The organism is Chitinophaga sp. (assembly GCF_035538455.1).
GTDB lineage: Bacteria > Bacteroidota > Bacteroidia > Chitinophagales > Chitinophagaceae > Chitinophaga.
The window spans coordinates 1-15,845 of the sequence record NZ_DATLKJ010000244.1 but is presented as its reverse complement, the minus strand read 5'-3'; the positions used below and the strand labels follow the sequence as shown (position 1 = coordinate 15,845).

The following is a 15,845-nucleotide window of genomic DNA, read 5'->3' as shown; positions in this document are numbered from 1 at the left end:
CTTTCGTATAATGAATATGGCAGAGCAGGTAGATATTACCGTGAAGGAATTGGAGGAAGGAACACGGATCATCCGTGCAGACAACGACTTCAGGCTGATCTATGTGATTGACGGCGCCGGAACTTTTCAGGCAGAAGAGAACTGCTACCAGTACTCCCGCCGGAAACTGTTCCTGCTGCGGCATGGCGGGCGACTGAAATTTGATGTGAAAACAGCGGGACGTATTGCAGTGCTGCGTTTCAGTCCCGCCTTTACAGAGCAGCTTATATTCGAAGCTGAGCGCATTGAAACATGCGATAACCTCAGCAAGATGGATTATATCTTCCATAACTATCACGCCAAAGCCGGATGCATATTCCGCGACAAGGCAGATGAACAGTTTGCCTTTACACTGCTGGACAGTATCCTGAGAGAAGATACCGCCCGCGACCAGGGTTATCTGCTGATTGTACGGCAATCCCTTTCCATTCTCATCAACCTCATTACCCGCAACCTGATCCGCAGCGAACAGGAAACTGTTATGAAAAACAGCAACCGCTTTCTCATCATGAAGATCATCAGTTATTTGCAGCAGCATATCAGTGAACCTGCGCTGACACGGATCGACACGATAGCAGCGAAGTTTAATATTTCGCCCAGTTATCTGGGAGAGTATTTCAAGAAGCACACCGGCGCCAGCATACAGGACTATCTGTTGGAATACCGACTGAAGCTCGTGGAAACCCGGCTGGCACATAGTAACATGCGGTTGAAAGAAATTGCGATGGAGCTGTCCTTCAATGATGAAAGCTACTTGTCCCGCATCTTCAAAAAATACAAAGGCATGACGCCGGGAGCATACCGGAAGAGCAGAAGAAAGGATACCATAAACTGAATAATATAAACTTAGCAACGGAACATGCATATAACACAACATGAGTTACTCCCTTTTTTAATTGAACGTTTCGATGAAGTACATGAACTGTGGCCCCTGGCCGATGGCTGGTGGTCACAGGCTTTTTCTTTCATAGCTGCCGACAGAAAATTGGTGGTACGCATCAGCCGGAAAATCAGGGACTTTCAGAAGGATGTATACGCATACTTTCATTTTAACAGTCCTGCTATTGTGATTCCGGAAGTACTGGAAACAGGCCGCTTTAATGATGAGTTTTTTTATTGCGTGACAGCGCTTATTGAAGGAACACCTGCCGACGCGCTGATTGAATCGCTGAACGGTGAAACCCGCAATGCCGCTGCCTCAGCGATACTGGAGCCGTTGTATCACATTCATCGCGTGGATGTCAGCAACATGAAGGGCTGGGGCTATGTCAATGAAAACGGTGTAGGTGTCGGCAGCAGCTGGCCTGCCTTTTTATCGTCTGTTTACAACAACAAAAACGAAACTACCTGGCAGGAGTTTGCACGTACCTCTTTCCTGGATGGTGAACTATTTGCAAATCTGCATCGACGGATGGAATCATTCTATCCCTGCCTGCCAGCCACCAAACAATTGCTGCATGGCGACTATGGCTTCGATAATCTGCTGATGAACAAAGACCCTAAAGCCACAGCGGTGCTAGACTGGGCAGAGATGATGCTTGGAGACGAAGTGTACGATCTTGTACATATGAATGAACCATGGAGAGATGAGGAAGTACAATTCTATCCCATCTGGAAAAAATATATGGATACGCTACAACGGGAGTTGCCTTATCTCGGAGAGCGCCTGCAATGTTATCGCATACATTATACACTCATGCATATGCATATCTATACCGTTGTGAACGATGAAGAAGGATATGCACAAATCGCGCAATGGGCGCGCCGCCATCTCTTATAATTTCCCCTGTCGTAATTACCCCCTGATATTGTCGCTGCAACACAGCCTTCATGTTGGTCAATGAGGCTATGTTTGTGGCGACAATATTAAACCCGCTTACACATGGCAACCAAAATTTTTGTGAACCTGCCGGTACGTGATCTGACCAGGTCTGTGGAATTTTTCACCAAACTGAACTTCCAGTTCAATACACAGTTCGCAAATGATCATGGTGCCTGTATGATAGTGGGCAACGACATTTTCGTTATGCTGATTACTGCTGATGTCTTTGAAAGATTTACGCAGAAGGCAGTGTGTGATGCCAGACGTCACGCTGAAGTACTGGTATCCCTGTCTGCTGAGAGTCCTGCCATGATCGACGACATGGTGCATCGTGCTGTGCTGGCCGGCGGCACCAGCTCCTATGAGCCGCAGGATCATGAGTGGATGTATGTCAGCGGATTCCAGGACCTCGACGGACACTCCTGGGAAATGATCTATATGGATCCATGCAGGCTTGCGTGTTGTTTGTAACGGAAAATATAAACTGACTATATGGAAACCACTGCACAGGTTTTAGAAGTACACAAGGCCGGGAAGCGGGAGTGGACCGGCCTTGCTGTGCTGGCGTTGCCGACATTGATGGTGGCAATGGATATGACAGTTTGTTCAGCTGGGCGGGCTTTTTTTTTCATCGGGCAATACCTGCGCTGGCATTAGGAATGGATCCGTTTGTAGCCGGATTATGGACGATTCCGACGGCATTGAGTAGCATTGTTACCTGTATTATTGCACCTTTCTTGTTACGTTTTCTGTCGCGTTGTTACCTGACACCGATTGGAATGGTCAGTATGATGGGAGGATTGATTATGCTGGCATTGGTGACAGGCATATATGGACAGGGAGCCGTGATTACGGCTACCGTGTTGTTATCAGCGGGGTGTGGCCTGACGGTAACACTAGGTCCTGATATTGTGGTGACGAGTGCACCACCGGCACGTGCGGGCGCTGTCGCCGGTATCTCAGAAACCTGCACCAATCTGGGAGCAGCGCTGGAGATTACTGTATTGGGTTGCATTGGTACAATTGTGTATCGTGGGTATATGGCGCACGTGATATTTAATGGTCTGCCGAAAGAAGCCTCCCTTGCTGCACGCAATACATTTGGCGGGGCGGTGGCTGTAACAATGCAATGGCAATATTATCCGTCATTGCTGGAAACCGCGCGTGGCGCCTTTTTGCACGGTTTTAGAATAGCGGCAGGTGTGAATGCAGTGATGATGTTTATTGTAGTTGCCATCGTATCAGCTGCATTGGGAAAGATGAAAAATCGATGAAGGAGAAATAAGTAAACCGGAAAAAAGAAGGTTGGTATTTGCGATACCAACCTTCTGCATGTCTGAGATAACTATCTGATTGTGACTGTGTGGCAATTAATGAAGGGTTATGCTTCCAATGTTGGAAACCTGCCCTACGGTGACATTTACGCCAAGCAGGGTCGTGTCTTTCAATATGCCATTGCCCGCGATCGCTACATTATAAGCGCCTGCGTTAAGTCCTGCCACCAGGAACGCACCGGTTACCGGATCAGGAATAGCAGCGGCAACAGTATCTGTATTCTGAATAACAAATACCCCTTTGGATGACAATGGAGGTAGCACGATACCTTGAAGTGAACCACCTATAGCCTGTGTATAGGAACGGATTACCGGCTTCAGGATATACTTGCCGCTACCAGTTGTAACGATAGAGCGATTAGCATCAAAATCAAGCCATAATTTATATTCCACGCCGGCGGTTAGTTGTGCGTTCACATTGAGCTTAAGTCCGGATTGCTGTGCAGAAGGAGTTTCCAGCGGATAAGAAATGCCGCCTATCACAACGCTGTTGTTGTTACCCAATACCAAACGAATTTGTTTGATCGTACCCGCCGCGATTTCCTGTGATGCGATAACGGTATCCATACCATTTCTAAATTTCAGCAGATTATAAACACCGGGTCTCAGCAGGTGAATGGATTGCCAGCCTGTAGTGGTGGAGGCGTCAGCAGAAGTGTTAACCTGTACATCCTGGATATCCACCCATACCGCATCATAAGCGGCTGGTGCATCGGTAAGGTAAACGCTGAATCGCGCGCTCGCAGAAGAAGAATTCTCGTCTTTACTACATGCTGTGAAGATGGCGGCGATTGTTGCTAACGCTGCAAACGCAGCAATGACTTGGTTTTTCATGACAATTGTAGGTTTTAAAGTCTCCTCTGATGGTAGAAAGGACAAGGATAGTGCCATAATGCAACTTTTATTGATATTGATTGTTAATTGGTGGTTAAAGAACGGCAAAAGCCGCTGTGGAGCAGATTTAGCACGTCTGGTACCATATTTGACCTCTAATTAAAAAGCATTGTTATGAAAACAGTAATCTTTATCGCCGGGCTGTTTGCAATGAGCATGATTTATTCGCCTGCTGTAAAAGCCCAGGCCCGTGTGAATGTGAACATCAATATTGGCAACCAGCCACTGTGGGGACCGGAAGGGTATGATTACGCACAGTATTACTATATGCCGGATATTGATGCTTATTATGATATTCCTCGCAGGCAGTTTATTTACCTGGATGGAAGCAGGTGGATATTTGCTCCGTCATTGCCGCCAAGATTTAATTATGATTTGTACCGCGGCTATAAAGTAGTGATTAATCAACCTAAACCCTGGATGCATCCCGACGTATATCGTAATGAGTACGGTAAGTACAGAGGATGGTATGGAAAACAGGTGATGATCCGCGACAGCCGCAATGAAAAATACTTTAAGGTAAAAGGTCATCCGATGAATGGGGTAGGCAATCAACGTAAAGCCTTCGAAGATCAACAGGGCAACTCCGGTAATCGCGGGAACGGCAGAGGCCACGGACGTGGACACGACAAGCAGGACTAATTGTACCTGCATAGAAGATAAAAAAGGGAAAGCCCTGTTACGGAGTTATCTGTAACAGGGCTTTCCCTTTTTATCTTCAAAGAAATCAGCCTTCATTATAGACCTTATCTTTCCAGTACCACCAGTTGAGTTTCTGATCATCATGATGTTTCTCTGTAGCATAATATACCGCACACCGGAAAGTGTAGAGCATACATATATCATGGGTAACACCCGTAACAGTATTAAGACGGTTATACAATGTACAGGGATTCTGACCTCTGAGGTCACATACTCTCCTGATTCCGATATTCCACAGATCCGTTGCACTGGCTTCCCCGATACCCGGGATCGTCTGAAGCTGCTTTAACACCTGCTGTTTATGGGAAATGGTTTCACTCATCGTTATGCAGTTAGGAAGTTCCTTATAAAAAAAGATACAGACTTTACTTCGATATTTTTATACTTTCGTCCTTTGACCATATGCCAATAACCCAAAAATCATACAAAAAATACGATAACCATCTGTTGGTTCCAAAGGTCAAATTTCAATCTTAAATTTCAAAAAAAGAAGAAATGAACAAAACAATCTTATTTACTGTAGCTATAGCCTCTTCTGTTGTGATTATTTCCTGCGGCGGCGGTGCAGCCAAATCAGGCGCCGACAGCCCTGCCGTAGAAAATAAAGCACCTGTTGCTTCAGCAGCGACGGTGAAAGACGACCGGCTCAGTGGGTTCATGCTCGGCGGCATCTATTTTATAAAAGGGTATGGCGGCCAGCAGGCACTGAATGGTATGATCCAGCGCACAGATAAAGCGGCGATTATAAGCAAATACAAGGAACTGATGGAATTTCCCTATAAACCCAGCGACGGAGGCCCGGATGCCAAAAACTTGCTGAAAGAATGGTGGAGTGTAAACAATAAGGAGGATCTGCAGAAAGCGCAGGAACAGCTGAAGACAGGTAGCCCCGAGAATCCGCACAAGGCCTGGGACTATGCCCGCATGGTACAGAATGCGTGCATGGGCTATGCGGCAGGTTACCTTACGCAGGAAGAAACTAATCAGCAGATTGCAGCCGTATTACCGCTTGCGCGCAAAGCATTCAATAACTGGGACGCTTATTTCACTGACTTCGTTGAAGGCCGCAAAGCCTGGGGCGGCGATCCTTCCCACAATAAAGAGTTTGAAGACCTTGCGAAGGAAATCCTGCAGGGCGATAAGAGCATTTATAAAATACTACCCCTCAATTGATTTTGAATTATTTGATTCTGGAATTTTTAAATGCATCGAAGAGTTACGATTGTTACTTTATAGTATAATCTCCGATGCTTTTATAAGTTCCAGAATCAAAATCATAACATTTTTACCATGAGATGTTCATCATGCAGGATCCCGTTTTTAATAATGGCTTTGATTTTAACAGCTTCCAGATGATATCCGTTTTTTAGCAGTACCTTTTTCGATGCCTCATTGTAAGCAAACACACCGGCATAGATACGGTGAACGTTCATTTCTCTGAAGGCATATTCAGTGAGCAGTGATACGGCTTCTGTCATAATGCCTTTGCCATAATAGGGGGCGCCCAGCCAATAGCCGATTTCGGTGGAATGACGGTAGATGTCGTCCTGGGGAGTGAGTGTGATGACGCCGGCAATTTTATCATTTACATAAATGCCCCATGCATGATTTACTTTGCCCTGCTGGATAAGGGCAAGGAAGTCTTCAGCATCTTTCAGCGAATAAGGAGAGGGGAAGCTGTCGCGGAGATTGGCCGCAATAGCCGGGTCGTTGGCCAGTATAGCCATGTCTTCAAGATCGCGTTGCTCAATAGCCTTCAGCGTAACGTTATTCCTTCCTGTAAGTGTAATGATCGTCTTCATGCTGCAAAGATACGCCGCCGCTTCCTGTGTGCTGTCGTAAAAAACTTACATTCTTTACAACACATAGGAAGAAGGAGACGTATTGTAACATTATGATGAAACAGGATAAAGCAGTGCGGAGATTTCTTCCATGGAAGCTATACTGATCAGGGAGGCATGCTGCATAGGCAGGGGAGAGAACAACCATTTGTCTGCATTTTGTACTACGCCGTATGATTGCTGGCCGATCCTGATCTTGTACGATTGATTGAAATCCACATATGAAAACCCGGATGCTATCAGGTTTTCATGGCTGATGGTTGTCATTGTATTAATATTTGAACAAATATAAATAAAGTATTTTATGATTTTCGGAAAATAACGGGCCTGGTGGAGCATTCAAAGGGGAGGTTAAGAACAGCTCTTTCTCCATAGAACTGTAGTAAAGAGGCGCCTTTCCCATGGCGGATTGCCGTCCGATGGACTTCATTATTACAGGAATATCGAATGTATAGTATAGTAATATCGAAGGAAATGCGGAGTATACGTGGACTTGATCCGGGGTTGACTGGGAGTATACGTGGACTTGATCCAGGCATAATGGGGTGGAAGCCGGAGAGACAATAAAAAAACCGCGCCTGTAACCGGCACGGTTTAAAGATCATACAAGTAAATCGTATGCATTAAGTTAACACTAAAATCAACCAAATATAGGCAAAATAGCTGTTAGTTTTTAGCATTCAGGGTTCACTGGCTAAAACCTGCTATCCGACGCCTGTTTACTTGCACCGAAAGCCGGACCAGATATTGTTCATTTGTGTCCAGATGCTGTGTGAATACGGTTTGGGCGATATTTCATGAAATACTGCGGTGTTGTCATCACAGCTTTTTACGTGTACTTTGCAGTATTGCAGGATGGGCTGCTGTGTCATATAATCCAGCATGCTGACGGTGCCGGTGAAGGTCTGCTCATCGCCTTTTTCTGTAGCGGCTTTGCGGATGCCGGCTTTCACGGCCACTACTTTCTCTGCTGGGATGTTTCTCTTGGAAATATTACGGCCTACCAGGCCGGTGTAGTACGCTTCCAGGTTGCGTGTGACGATGGCGGCAGTGAAAGTTTGTTTGCCATCAAGGTACCACAGGAAAGAATAGCTCCAGTACTCTTCACTTTTGCTATTGCCCCAGCCCGGACTGAAACGTATATCTTCTACGCCCTTGTACGCAAGTGACGGTGCAAAATCGATGGGAATGGGAAATTGTTCTGTTCCCCAGCCCTCTACCTGCGGAAGATGATAAGGAGTTTTAGCAGCAGGGTGTTCCTGCGCACGGCACCATACTCCTGTGCTGACTATCGCCAGTAAAAGAATGAGCTTTTTCATGATCGTGTTTATTTACCGGGAGAAAATAAAGGAAATATTATCCTACTTATCTACATAAAGATTTCTTACACCCTTACTCTTTACCCGCAAGTCTTTTTCTCTAAAACCTGCAGCTATAAGTATTCGATTATCAACATTATTGATCTGGCTACTCATCCCCACAAATCTTCACTTATCACAATAATCACAAAAATTGTTTAAATCACAGTATCTTTTAATAAGATACCCGGTTTTGAAACGCCCTGTGTCCGGTTTCGTACACGCATGCACGTGAGAATGGATAATTAATAGTCTATAAATTTGGTAGACTAAATTCCAGTGACTAATTTTGTCCTGGCACACTCACTGTTTCAGAAAACAGCTTGTCAACCAGATTCTCTAACGGGATTCACTGCAGTAAGGGCTGTGGTGTTGATTTATTTTATCAAACCAAAATCTCCTATGAAGATTTTCAACTTTCAGGTAACACTGCTCATGCTCCTGTTTTCCCCGTTACTGCTGCCGGCACAACAACAGCGTGTAGCCGTTGCCGGTACCGTACGGAATGAGCGTAATGAAGCATTGCCTGGTATATCTGTCACCGCCAGGAACCAGCGCACAGGCGCCATTGTCTCCACACAATCCAATGCTGCCGGTGCTTTCCGTTTTGCTGATCTGCCGGCAGGCGGTCCATACATCTTCCGTTTTACTTCTGTTGGCTATGAGCCGCAGGAGCTGACGGGATATACAGTACCGCAACAGACAACACTACAGCTTAGCGCCACGCTCAAAGAATCTACTTCTGCGCTCAACCAGGTAGTGGTGGTAGGCTATGGGGTGCAACGGCGCAAGGAGATCACCGGCGCGGTATCCTCCTTAAGGTCTGCCGAGCTGAAGGATCAGCCGGTATCGAGCTTTGAACAGGCTATTGCCGGTAAGGTGGCCGGCGTACAGGTATTGCAGAATACCGGCGCGCCCGGTGGGAGTATCAGCGTGCGTATACGCGGTCTCAATTCTATTTCGGCCGGCACAGATCCGTTATATGTGATAGACGGGTTTCCGTTATCCAACGATCTGAAAAACCTGCAGGGCAGCACCGATGTGGTAGGCATCACCGGGCAGGCTTCTTTCCAGAAATCGCCTGATCCGCTAAGCACGCTTAACAGCGATGATATTGAGTCTATTGAAATACTGAAAGACGCTTCCTCTGCGTCCATATATGGATCACGTGCATCCAACGGTGTGGTGCTGATCACAACCAAAAGAGGTAAGAGGACCGGCCCGCCTTCCATTAGCTATAATGCCTATGGGGGCTTTCAGCAGGTCAGCAAGAAGATCGGTATGCTGGATGCTTACCAGTGGGCAAAACTCAGCTACGATGCGAAGAATAACGCTTATCTGGATGCGGTGCCCACCGGAAAAATCACCGATGATAATGCTACCCGCGGCAACTCCAACTACCAGATCCCGCCAGACATCCTGCCGTACCTGGCCGGAGACAAGAACCTCACGAATACCAACTGGCAGGATGCTGTTTTCAGAACGGCTGCTGTACAGAACCATACATTGTCTGCTTCCGGGGGCAGTGAAAAGTTTCAGTACTATGTATCCGGCAATTACCTTGACCAGACAGGCATCGTGGTTGGTTCAGGATACAAGCGCTATGGGCTGCGCGCCAATCTTACCGCGCAACTTACTGATAAGTTGAAGATCGGCGTCCATTTCAATCCCTCTTTCGATCAATATAAACTCATCAACAGTGAAGGCCCCTGGACCTTTGACGGTATCCTCAGCAATGCGCTGAAGGCGTCGCCTGTGTTCCCGGTGTACAATGCAGACGGTTCGCTGGCCACCAACAGGCAGAACACCTGGGCTTATGGTTATTCTGGTGGTGAGAACCCTGTTGCACTAGCCACGCAGATAGATGACAAGCTGGATCATGTACGTAACCTGGGAAATGTATATGCAGAGTACCAGATTATCAAGGGGCTTACCTTCAAAACATTCTTTGGTACGGACATTAATTATTTCGCAAGAAATTATTTCCGTCCTTCTACACTGGGTAGCTACAAGCCCATACAGCAGGCGGCTCCTACGATTCCGAAAGGTTCTTCGCAAACGGCATGGTCTACGAACTGGCTGTGGGAAAATACGCTCAACTACCATCTCGCCATAAAAGAGAAGCATCAGTTTGATCTGCTGGCAGGATATACTTCGCAGAAGAATACTACCAAAGCCAATGAGACAACCGGCACGGGCTTTCCGAATGATGCGGTGCATACCATCAACGCTGCTACCATTACCAGCGGCACCTCTAATATTTCGCAATGGTCGCTGGTTTCTTACCTGGGCAGACTGAACTACAACTATGCAGATAAATATTTTGTGAGTGCCAGCATTCGTGCGGATGGCTCTTCCCGATTCGGGGCCAACAACAAATGGGGATACTTCCCTTCTGTATCGGGCGGCTGGCTGGTGAGCAATGAACCGTTCTTTAAAGTGCCGGCTATCTCAGAACTCAAGGCCAGGGCCAGTTATGGTACGTCGGGTAATTTTCAGATCGCCAACTATGCTTCCTATGATCTGCTGGCATCCAACAATTATATTCTGGGTACCGGTGCAGGCAATGTTACCAACGGCGCGGGCCTTGCTCAACCTGCCAATCCTGATCTCACCTGGGAAAAGACAGCGCAGTTTAATGCGGGCATTGACCTCGGTTTTTTCTCCAACAGGATCTACCTGAATGTTGATTACTATAAAACCACTACCTCTGACTTGTTGCTCAATGTGCCGGTGCCTTTCAGTTCTGGCTTTCCCACCGCATTAAAGAATGTGGGCAAGGTGGAGAACAGGGGCGTGGAGGTAGGACTGACTACCCGCAACTTTACTGGTCCGTTTGTCTGGAACACGAATATCAACTTCTCCTCCAACCGTAATAAAGTATTGCAGCTGGGACCGGGTAATGCACCTATACTCTCTGACGGTGGTAACGGCACTATATCGCAGCTGTTTATCACCAAAGTAGGAGAGCCAATCGGCAGCTACTACGGTTATGTGAATGGCGGCGTATTCCGTAACAAGGATGAGATCAATGCTTATCCGCATTATGCTACCGCGAAACCGGGGGACCGTCGTTTTGTGGATGTGAATAATGATGGCAAGATAGATGCGAACGACAGGACCATTATCGGCAGTTATTTCCCGAAGTTTATCTGGGGCATGACAAATGAATTCCGCTACAAAGGCTTTGACTTATCATTTGCCCTGCAGGGGGTGCATGGTAACAAGATCCTGAATTTACAGCGCCGTTTCCTCTTCAATATGGAAGGGAATGCAAACCAGATGAGCGAATCGTTGTCGTACTGGAAATCGCCGGATGACCCGGGCGATGGCAACGTGATGCGCGCCAACCGTGTTACGAATGCCAACAGTGCGCAGATCAGTTCTTTCCATGTGGAAGACGGTTCCTTTGTACGCCTGCGTAATATCACGATCGGCTATACTTTCAGTCAGCGCCTGTTGCATAACAAGATCAACGCGTTGCGCATTTATGTTTCCGGGCAGAACATCCATACCTGGACAAAATACACCGGCTATAATCCGGAGGTTAACGCAAGGCCTGACAGTCCTTTATCACAAGGAGAGGACTACGGTACCTATCCGTTGTCAAAAACATTTATTGCAGGCTTAAATGTCACATTCTAAAAACAGGATCATATGAAGAGATATACAGTAGCGGCTTTCATCGCAATGCTGATTACATCCTGCGGCAAGGATTTCATCAATCTTACTCCACCCTCCAACCAGACCACGACTACCTTCTTTAAGACGGTAACGGATTTTCAGCAGGGTGTTAATGCTATATACGACGGGTTACAGAGTACACAGACGTACGGCAAGACCTACTATTACCTGATGGAAGTGCGTAGTGATAACACCGACATCTGGGACCGGGGCGCGCTGGCGGGGCTGGCTTCGCAGCTTGATCTGTTTACAGAGGTTACCACCAATAATTTTATCAGTGATGGTTATGCCGGCGCCTATGTTATCATTGCCAGGGCCAATGCGGTACTGGATCAGGTAGATGCCGCCGCCATTCCGGATGATGCAAAGAAGCAGTTCAAGGGTGAGGCGCTTTTCCTGAGAGCATTATCATACTTCAACCTGGTACGGTTGTACGGAAAGGTGCCGCTCGTAACGAAACTGGAAACTACTACCCAGGCGCAGGGCCATAAGCGTACAGCCGTTACCGATATATATGCACAGATAGAGGCGGATCTGGGTAACGCTGCGTCACTGCTGCCGGCATCTTATACTAATCCCAATGACGTTGGCCGTGCTACCGGAGGGAGTGCTGCGGGGCTGCTGGGGAAGGTGCTGATTACGGAAAAGAAATGGGCCGCCGCTACGGCTGTGCTGAAGCCTGTCCTTAATGCTTATACGTTGTTGCCGGACTATGCAGATCTGTACAAGCCAGCTAATGCGGTGAACCCGGAAGTGCTGTTCACTGTTCGTTTCAAAAAAGGGCTGACACCTTCTGAGGGTAATAATTTCTTCGCAGATATGGTACCGGTATCATTTTTTTATAACGGCATACAGTATGGCGGCTCTAATAATAACCGGCCTACCAAGGACCTGGTGGCAACTTATGAAAAAGGCGACAAGCGCCTCGGCATATCGTTGGATACCGTGTATTATACCAACTCTACGGGGTTGCAGAAAGGTAATTATGTAAAGAAATACCTGGATCCGCCGGGCGCCACCAACGACGGCGGCAGCAGCTTTCCGGTACTGCGTTATGCCGACATACTGCTGCTTTATGCAGAAGCATTGAATGAGCAGGGATACAACGGTGCTGATGGCCCGGGTACCGCTTTCGGCAGCCTCAATCAGGTGCGCCAGCGTGCGGGCCTAACGCCGAAAACCGTTGCAGACCTGCCGGATCAACAGCGCTTCCGGGACGCTATCTTCCGCGAAAGAAGAGTGGAGCTGGCTTTCGAGAACGACCGCTGGTTTGATCTTGCCCGTTATCCTAAAGGTATCGACATCATGCAGGACCATCTGCTGAAAGAATACAATCTCACTTCACCCAAACTGACTGCTTACAGACTCCTGTTTCCCATACCACAGAGCGAAATCAATATTCACAACGATCCGGTGAATTTCCCGCAGAACGACGGATACTAACCGGAACATAAAGGAGGAACCATGAAGTATTTATTTTTCTGCATGCTCTGCGTGCTGCTGTTTTCAACAGCGTACGCGGGGGATGTAGCGGACTCTAATTGGGTAAAGGCCCATTACTACAAGCAGCAACAGTATATCCGTATGCGTGATGGCGTCAGATTGTTCACCACCATCTACCGGCCAAAAGACACCACGGAACAACATCCTGTGCTGATCACACGCACGCCTTATTCCAGCGCGCCTTATGGACATGACGAGTTTACACCCAACCTCTGGAACCTTTACTGGAACCGGTATGCACGTGAGCATTATATCATCGTGGTGCAGGATGTGAGAGGCCGGTGGATGAGCGAAGGAAAATTTGTGGATATACGCCCGTACAATCCTGCGAAGGACGGAAAGGAGGTAGATGAAGCAAGTGATACCTATGATACCATTGACTGGCTGGTGAAGAACCTGCCGCACAACAATGGCCGTGTGGGTATCTTCGGTATATCCTATCCCGGATTTTACACTACGATGGGCGCATTGTGCGGGCATCCTGCCCTGAAGGCGGTGAGCCCGCAAGCGCCGGTGACGGACTGGTTTCACGGCGATGATTTCCATCATAACGGGGCCTTCTTCCTGATGGACTGTTTTGGTTTTTATACAAAAGGGTTTGGGTACCCACACCGGCATCCTGTGTCTTCCGCGCCTGTGCAGGCCTTAAGGCTGCCGTGCGCAGATAATTATACTACTTTTCTGCAGATAGGCACCGTAAAGAATTTTACCCAGCTTGCCGGCGATAGCCTGGCCTTCTGGCAGGAGATCATCAGGCATCCTGATTATGATGACTGGTGGAAGGCACGTGATCCGCGACAATATGTGAGCGGCCTGCAACCTGCTGTACTGGTGGTAGGCGGACTGTTTGATGCAGAAGATTGTTACGGAGCATGGCAGCTGTACCAGGCTATTGAGAAAAAGAATCCTGCTACACATTTCAATAAGCTTGTGATGGGGCCCTGGTATCACGGACAGTGGGCATCTACTGACGGTACGCATCTGGGGAAAGTACAGTTTGGCGGTAATACTGCTGCATGGTATCAGCAACATATTGAGGTGCCCTTCTTCAATTACTATCTCAAAGACAAAGGTAGCATCGACAGCATCCCGGAGGCTACGGTGTTCTTCACCGGGGAGAATGAATGGCGGCAATTCCGGCAATGGCCGGCGGCCGAAGTGCAGTCCAAAGAGCTGTACTTTCATACGAACGGAAAACTTTCCTGGGACAAACCGGATGCGGGCAAACCGGCATTCACCGCTTATGTGAGCGATCCCGCCCATCCGGTACCCTATACTGGTGACGTACATTATATCCGTACCCGTGATTATATGACGGATGATCAGCGTTTTGCTGCGCGCAGGGCGGATGTGCTTACATTTCAGACGGAGGTGCTGGACGCGCCTGTGACGATAGGAGGCACTGTGGAAGCAGATCTGGAGGTGAGTATTACCGGTACTGATGCAGATTTTGTTGTGAAGATCATTGATGTGTTCCCGGATGATTTCAGTTATCCCGGCGCGCCGCCACCCAACAGAACCCGCGATGCGGGGGGACCTTACCCGATGGGTGGTTACCAGATGCTGGTGAGGGGTGATATTTTCCGCGGCCGTTATCGTAACAGCTTTTCTTCACCGCAGGCATTCACGCCGGGAAAAATTGAGAAAGTGCATTTCAGGCTGCCTGATGCCGCGCATACCTTTGCAAGGGGGCACCGCATTATGGTGCAGGTGCAGAGTAGCTGGTTCCCGCTGGCAGACCGTAATCCTCAGCAGTTCGTGAATATCTATGAAGCCGATGAGTCGGATTTCAGGCCAGCCACAATCAATGTATATCATGATGATACCAACAGCTCCGGCGTAGTACTGCCGGTATTGACGCATTGATCAGGATGACATCCTGCATGTGATGTTGCCGAGTGTGGCAATCGCTTTTTCTACTTTTTTATCCCACGGATGATGACAGCTGATGCGGATATAGTTTTTGAATGATCCGTTGCCGGAGAATAACGGTCCTGGTGCAATGTTGATATGATGTTGGAGTGCAGCCTTCTGCAGCTGTATGGCGCTGATATGTTCCGGCAGCTCAATCCATAATACCATACCGCCTTCGGGCTGACTGAGCCTCGTGCCTGCCGGGAAATGTTTTGTAATGGTCTGTGAAGACAACAAGACCTGTTTCTGCAGGATGGGCCGTAATCGTCGCAGGTGGCGGTTGTAAGCGCCGGTAGACAACAGTTCTGCAACAGATAGTTGCAGGATACTGGCGGAGGCGATGTTAGTAGTCGCTTTCAGCATGGTTACCTTTTCGAGGAACCTGCCCGGTGCGCACCAGCCGATGCGGTAGCCAGGTGCAATTGTTTTGGAGAAAGAAGCGCAGAGCATCACCCAGCCGTCGCGGTCATAAGTTTTGATGGTGGTGGGCCGGTGTGCGCCGAAGTAGAGATCGCCGTATACATCATCTTCAATTACCGGGATGCGGTGTTTGCGTGCGAAGGCGGCAATGAGTTTCTTTTTGTTGTCGGGCAGCAAGACGCCGTTGGGGTTGTTGAAGTTGGAGGTAAAGACACAGGCGGCTACGTTAAACGTTTTGGCGATATGCTCCAACTGTTGTATATCGATGCCGGTTTCGGAGTTGCAGGGCAACTCAATCACTTTCAGGTGCAGTTCTTCGAGGCAGCGGAGAATA

Annotated in this window: 16 protein-coding genes; 10 read left to right on the top strand and 6 right to left on the bottom strand. The window is 48.1% G+C overall.

Annotated elements, in window-relative coordinates; genetic code table 11:
* Positions 1 to 16 precede the first annotated feature (16 nt).
* The 5 genes from VM802_RS28410 to VM802_RS28390 all read left to right on the top strand — a co-directional run bounded on the left by VM802_RS28410 (position 17) and on the right by VM802_RS28390 (position 3,135).
* Positions 17 to 874 carry a helix-turn-helix domain-containing protein gene (locus VM802_RS28410; protein ID WP_325537172.1) on the top strand — a complete coding sequence of 286 codons (858 nt, stop codon included), beginning with the start codon at positions 17 to 19 and terminating at the stop codon, positions 872 to 874.
* A 24-nt stretch (positions 875 to 898) separates the two neighbouring features.
* A complete protein-coding gene (locus VM802_RS28405; protein WP_325537170.1) occupies positions 899 to 1,819 on the top strand; it encodes a phosphotransferase family protein in 921 nt (306 codons plus the stop codon).
* A 102-nt stretch (positions 1,820 to 1,921) separates the two neighbouring features.
* Entirely contained in the window at positions 1,922 to 2,332 is a 411-nt protein-coding gene (locus tag VM802_RS28400) for a VOC family protein (RefSeq protein WP_325537168.1), read from the top strand.
* 21 nt (positions 2,333 to 2,353) lie between these two features.
* Complete coding sequence (locus tag VM802_RS28395; protein WP_325537166.1) at positions 2,354 to 2,518, top strand: hypothetical protein; 165 nt, start codon at positions 2,354 to 2,356, stop codon at positions 2,516 to 2,518.
* 2 nt (positions 2,519 to 2,520) lie between these two features.
* Positions 2,521 to 3,135 carry an MFS transporter gene (locus tag VM802_RS28390; protein ID WP_325537163.1) on the top strand — a complete coding sequence of 205 codons (615 nt, stop codon included), beginning with the start codon at positions 2,521 to 2,523 and terminating at the stop codon, positions 3,133 to 3,135.
* Between the two features lie 96 nt (positions 3,136 to 3,231).
* Here the strand turns inward: VM802_RS28390 and VM802_RS28385 are convergent, their stop codons facing one another.
* Positions 3,232 to 4,029, bottom strand: a complete 798-nt coding sequence (locus VM802_RS28385; RefSeq protein ID WP_325537161.1) for a DUF4382 domain-containing protein — start codon at positions 4,027 to 4,029, stop codon at positions 3,232 to 3,234.
* Positions 4,030 to 4,203: 174 nt separating this feature from the next.
* On the opposite strand from VM802_RS28385, the gene VM802_RS28380 reads away from it, so the two are divergent.
* Positions 4,204 to 4,731: a hypothetical protein gene (locus tag VM802_RS28380; RefSeq protein ID WP_325537159.1), complete on the top strand. Its 528-nt coding sequence runs from the start codon at positions 4,204 to 4,206 to the stop codon at positions 4,729 to 4,731.
* A gap of 85 nt (positions 4,732 to 4,816) precedes the next feature.
* Here VM802_RS28380 and VM802_RS28375 read toward each other — a convergent pair whose 3' ends face one another.
* Complete coding sequence (locus VM802_RS28375) at positions 4,817 to 5,113, bottom strand: helix-hairpin-helix domain-containing protein (protein WP_325537157.1); 297 nt, start codon at positions 5,111 to 5,113, stop codon at positions 4,817 to 4,819.
* A gap of 173 nt (positions 5,114 to 5,286) precedes the next feature.
* Between VM802_RS28375 and VM802_RS28370 the strand changes: the two genes are divergently transcribed.
* Positions 5,287 to 5,964 (top strand): DUF1266 domain-containing protein, encoded by a 678-nt coding sequence (locus VM802_RS28370; protein WP_325537155.1) that lies wholly within the window; start codon positions 5,287 to 5,289, stop codon positions 5,962 to 5,964.
* Between the two features lie 101 nt (positions 5,965 to 6,065).
* On the opposite strand, the gene VM802_RS28365 is transcribed toward VM802_RS28370, so the two are convergent.
* From VM802_RS28365 to VM802_RS28355, 3 genes are all read right to left on the bottom strand, one after another.
* Positions 6,066 to 6,593 (bottom strand): GNAT family N-acetyltransferase, encoded by a 528-nt coding sequence (locus VM802_RS28365; protein ID WP_325537153.1) that lies wholly within the window; start codon positions 6,591 to 6,593, stop codon positions 6,066 to 6,068.
* A 90-nt stretch (positions 6,594 to 6,683) separates the two neighbouring features.
* Positions 6,684 to 6,899, bottom strand: a complete 216-nt coding sequence (locus VM802_RS28360) for a hypothetical protein (protein WP_325537151.1) — start codon at positions 6,897 to 6,899, stop codon at positions 6,684 to 6,686.
* 452 nt (positions 6,900 to 7,351) lie between these two features.
* Complete coding sequence (locus VM802_RS28355; RefSeq protein WP_325537149.1) at positions 7,352 to 7,951, bottom strand: hypothetical protein; 600 nt, start codon at positions 7,949 to 7,951, stop codon at positions 7,352 to 7,354.
* A 441-nt stretch (positions 7,952 to 8,392) separates the two neighbouring features.
* On the opposite strand from VM802_RS28355, the gene VM802_RS28350 reads away from it, so the two are divergent.
* Genes VM802_RS28350 through VM802_RS28340 form a run of 3 tightly spaced genes read left to right on the top strand, consistent with a single transcriptional unit; the run spans position 8,393 to position 15,043 of the window.
* Positions 8,393 to 11,635, top strand: coding sequence for a SusC/RagA family TonB-linked outer membrane protein (locus VM802_RS28350; protein ID WP_325537147.1), 3,243 nt, complete (start codon positions 8,393 to 8,395; stop codon positions 11,633 to 11,635).
* Between the two features lie 12 nt (positions 11,636 to 11,647).
* Positions 11,648 to 13,117, top strand: a complete 1,470-nt coding sequence (locus tag VM802_RS28345) for a RagB/SusD family nutrient uptake outer membrane protein (RefSeq protein WP_325537145.1) — start codon at positions 11,648 to 11,650, stop codon at positions 13,115 to 13,117.
* A gap of 21 nt (positions 13,118 to 13,138) precedes the next feature.
* A complete protein-coding gene (locus VM802_RS28340) occupies positions 13,139 to 15,043 on the top strand; it encodes a CocE/NonD family hydrolase (RefSeq protein ID WP_325537143.1) in 1,905 nt (634 codons plus the stop codon).
* On the opposite strand, the gene VM802_RS28335 is transcribed toward VM802_RS28340, so the two are convergent.
* Positions 15,044 to 15,845, bottom strand: an 802-nt coding sequence (locus tag VM802_RS28335; protein ID WP_325537141.1) for an aminotransferase-like domain-containing protein, incomplete at its 5' end; no start/stop codon positions are given.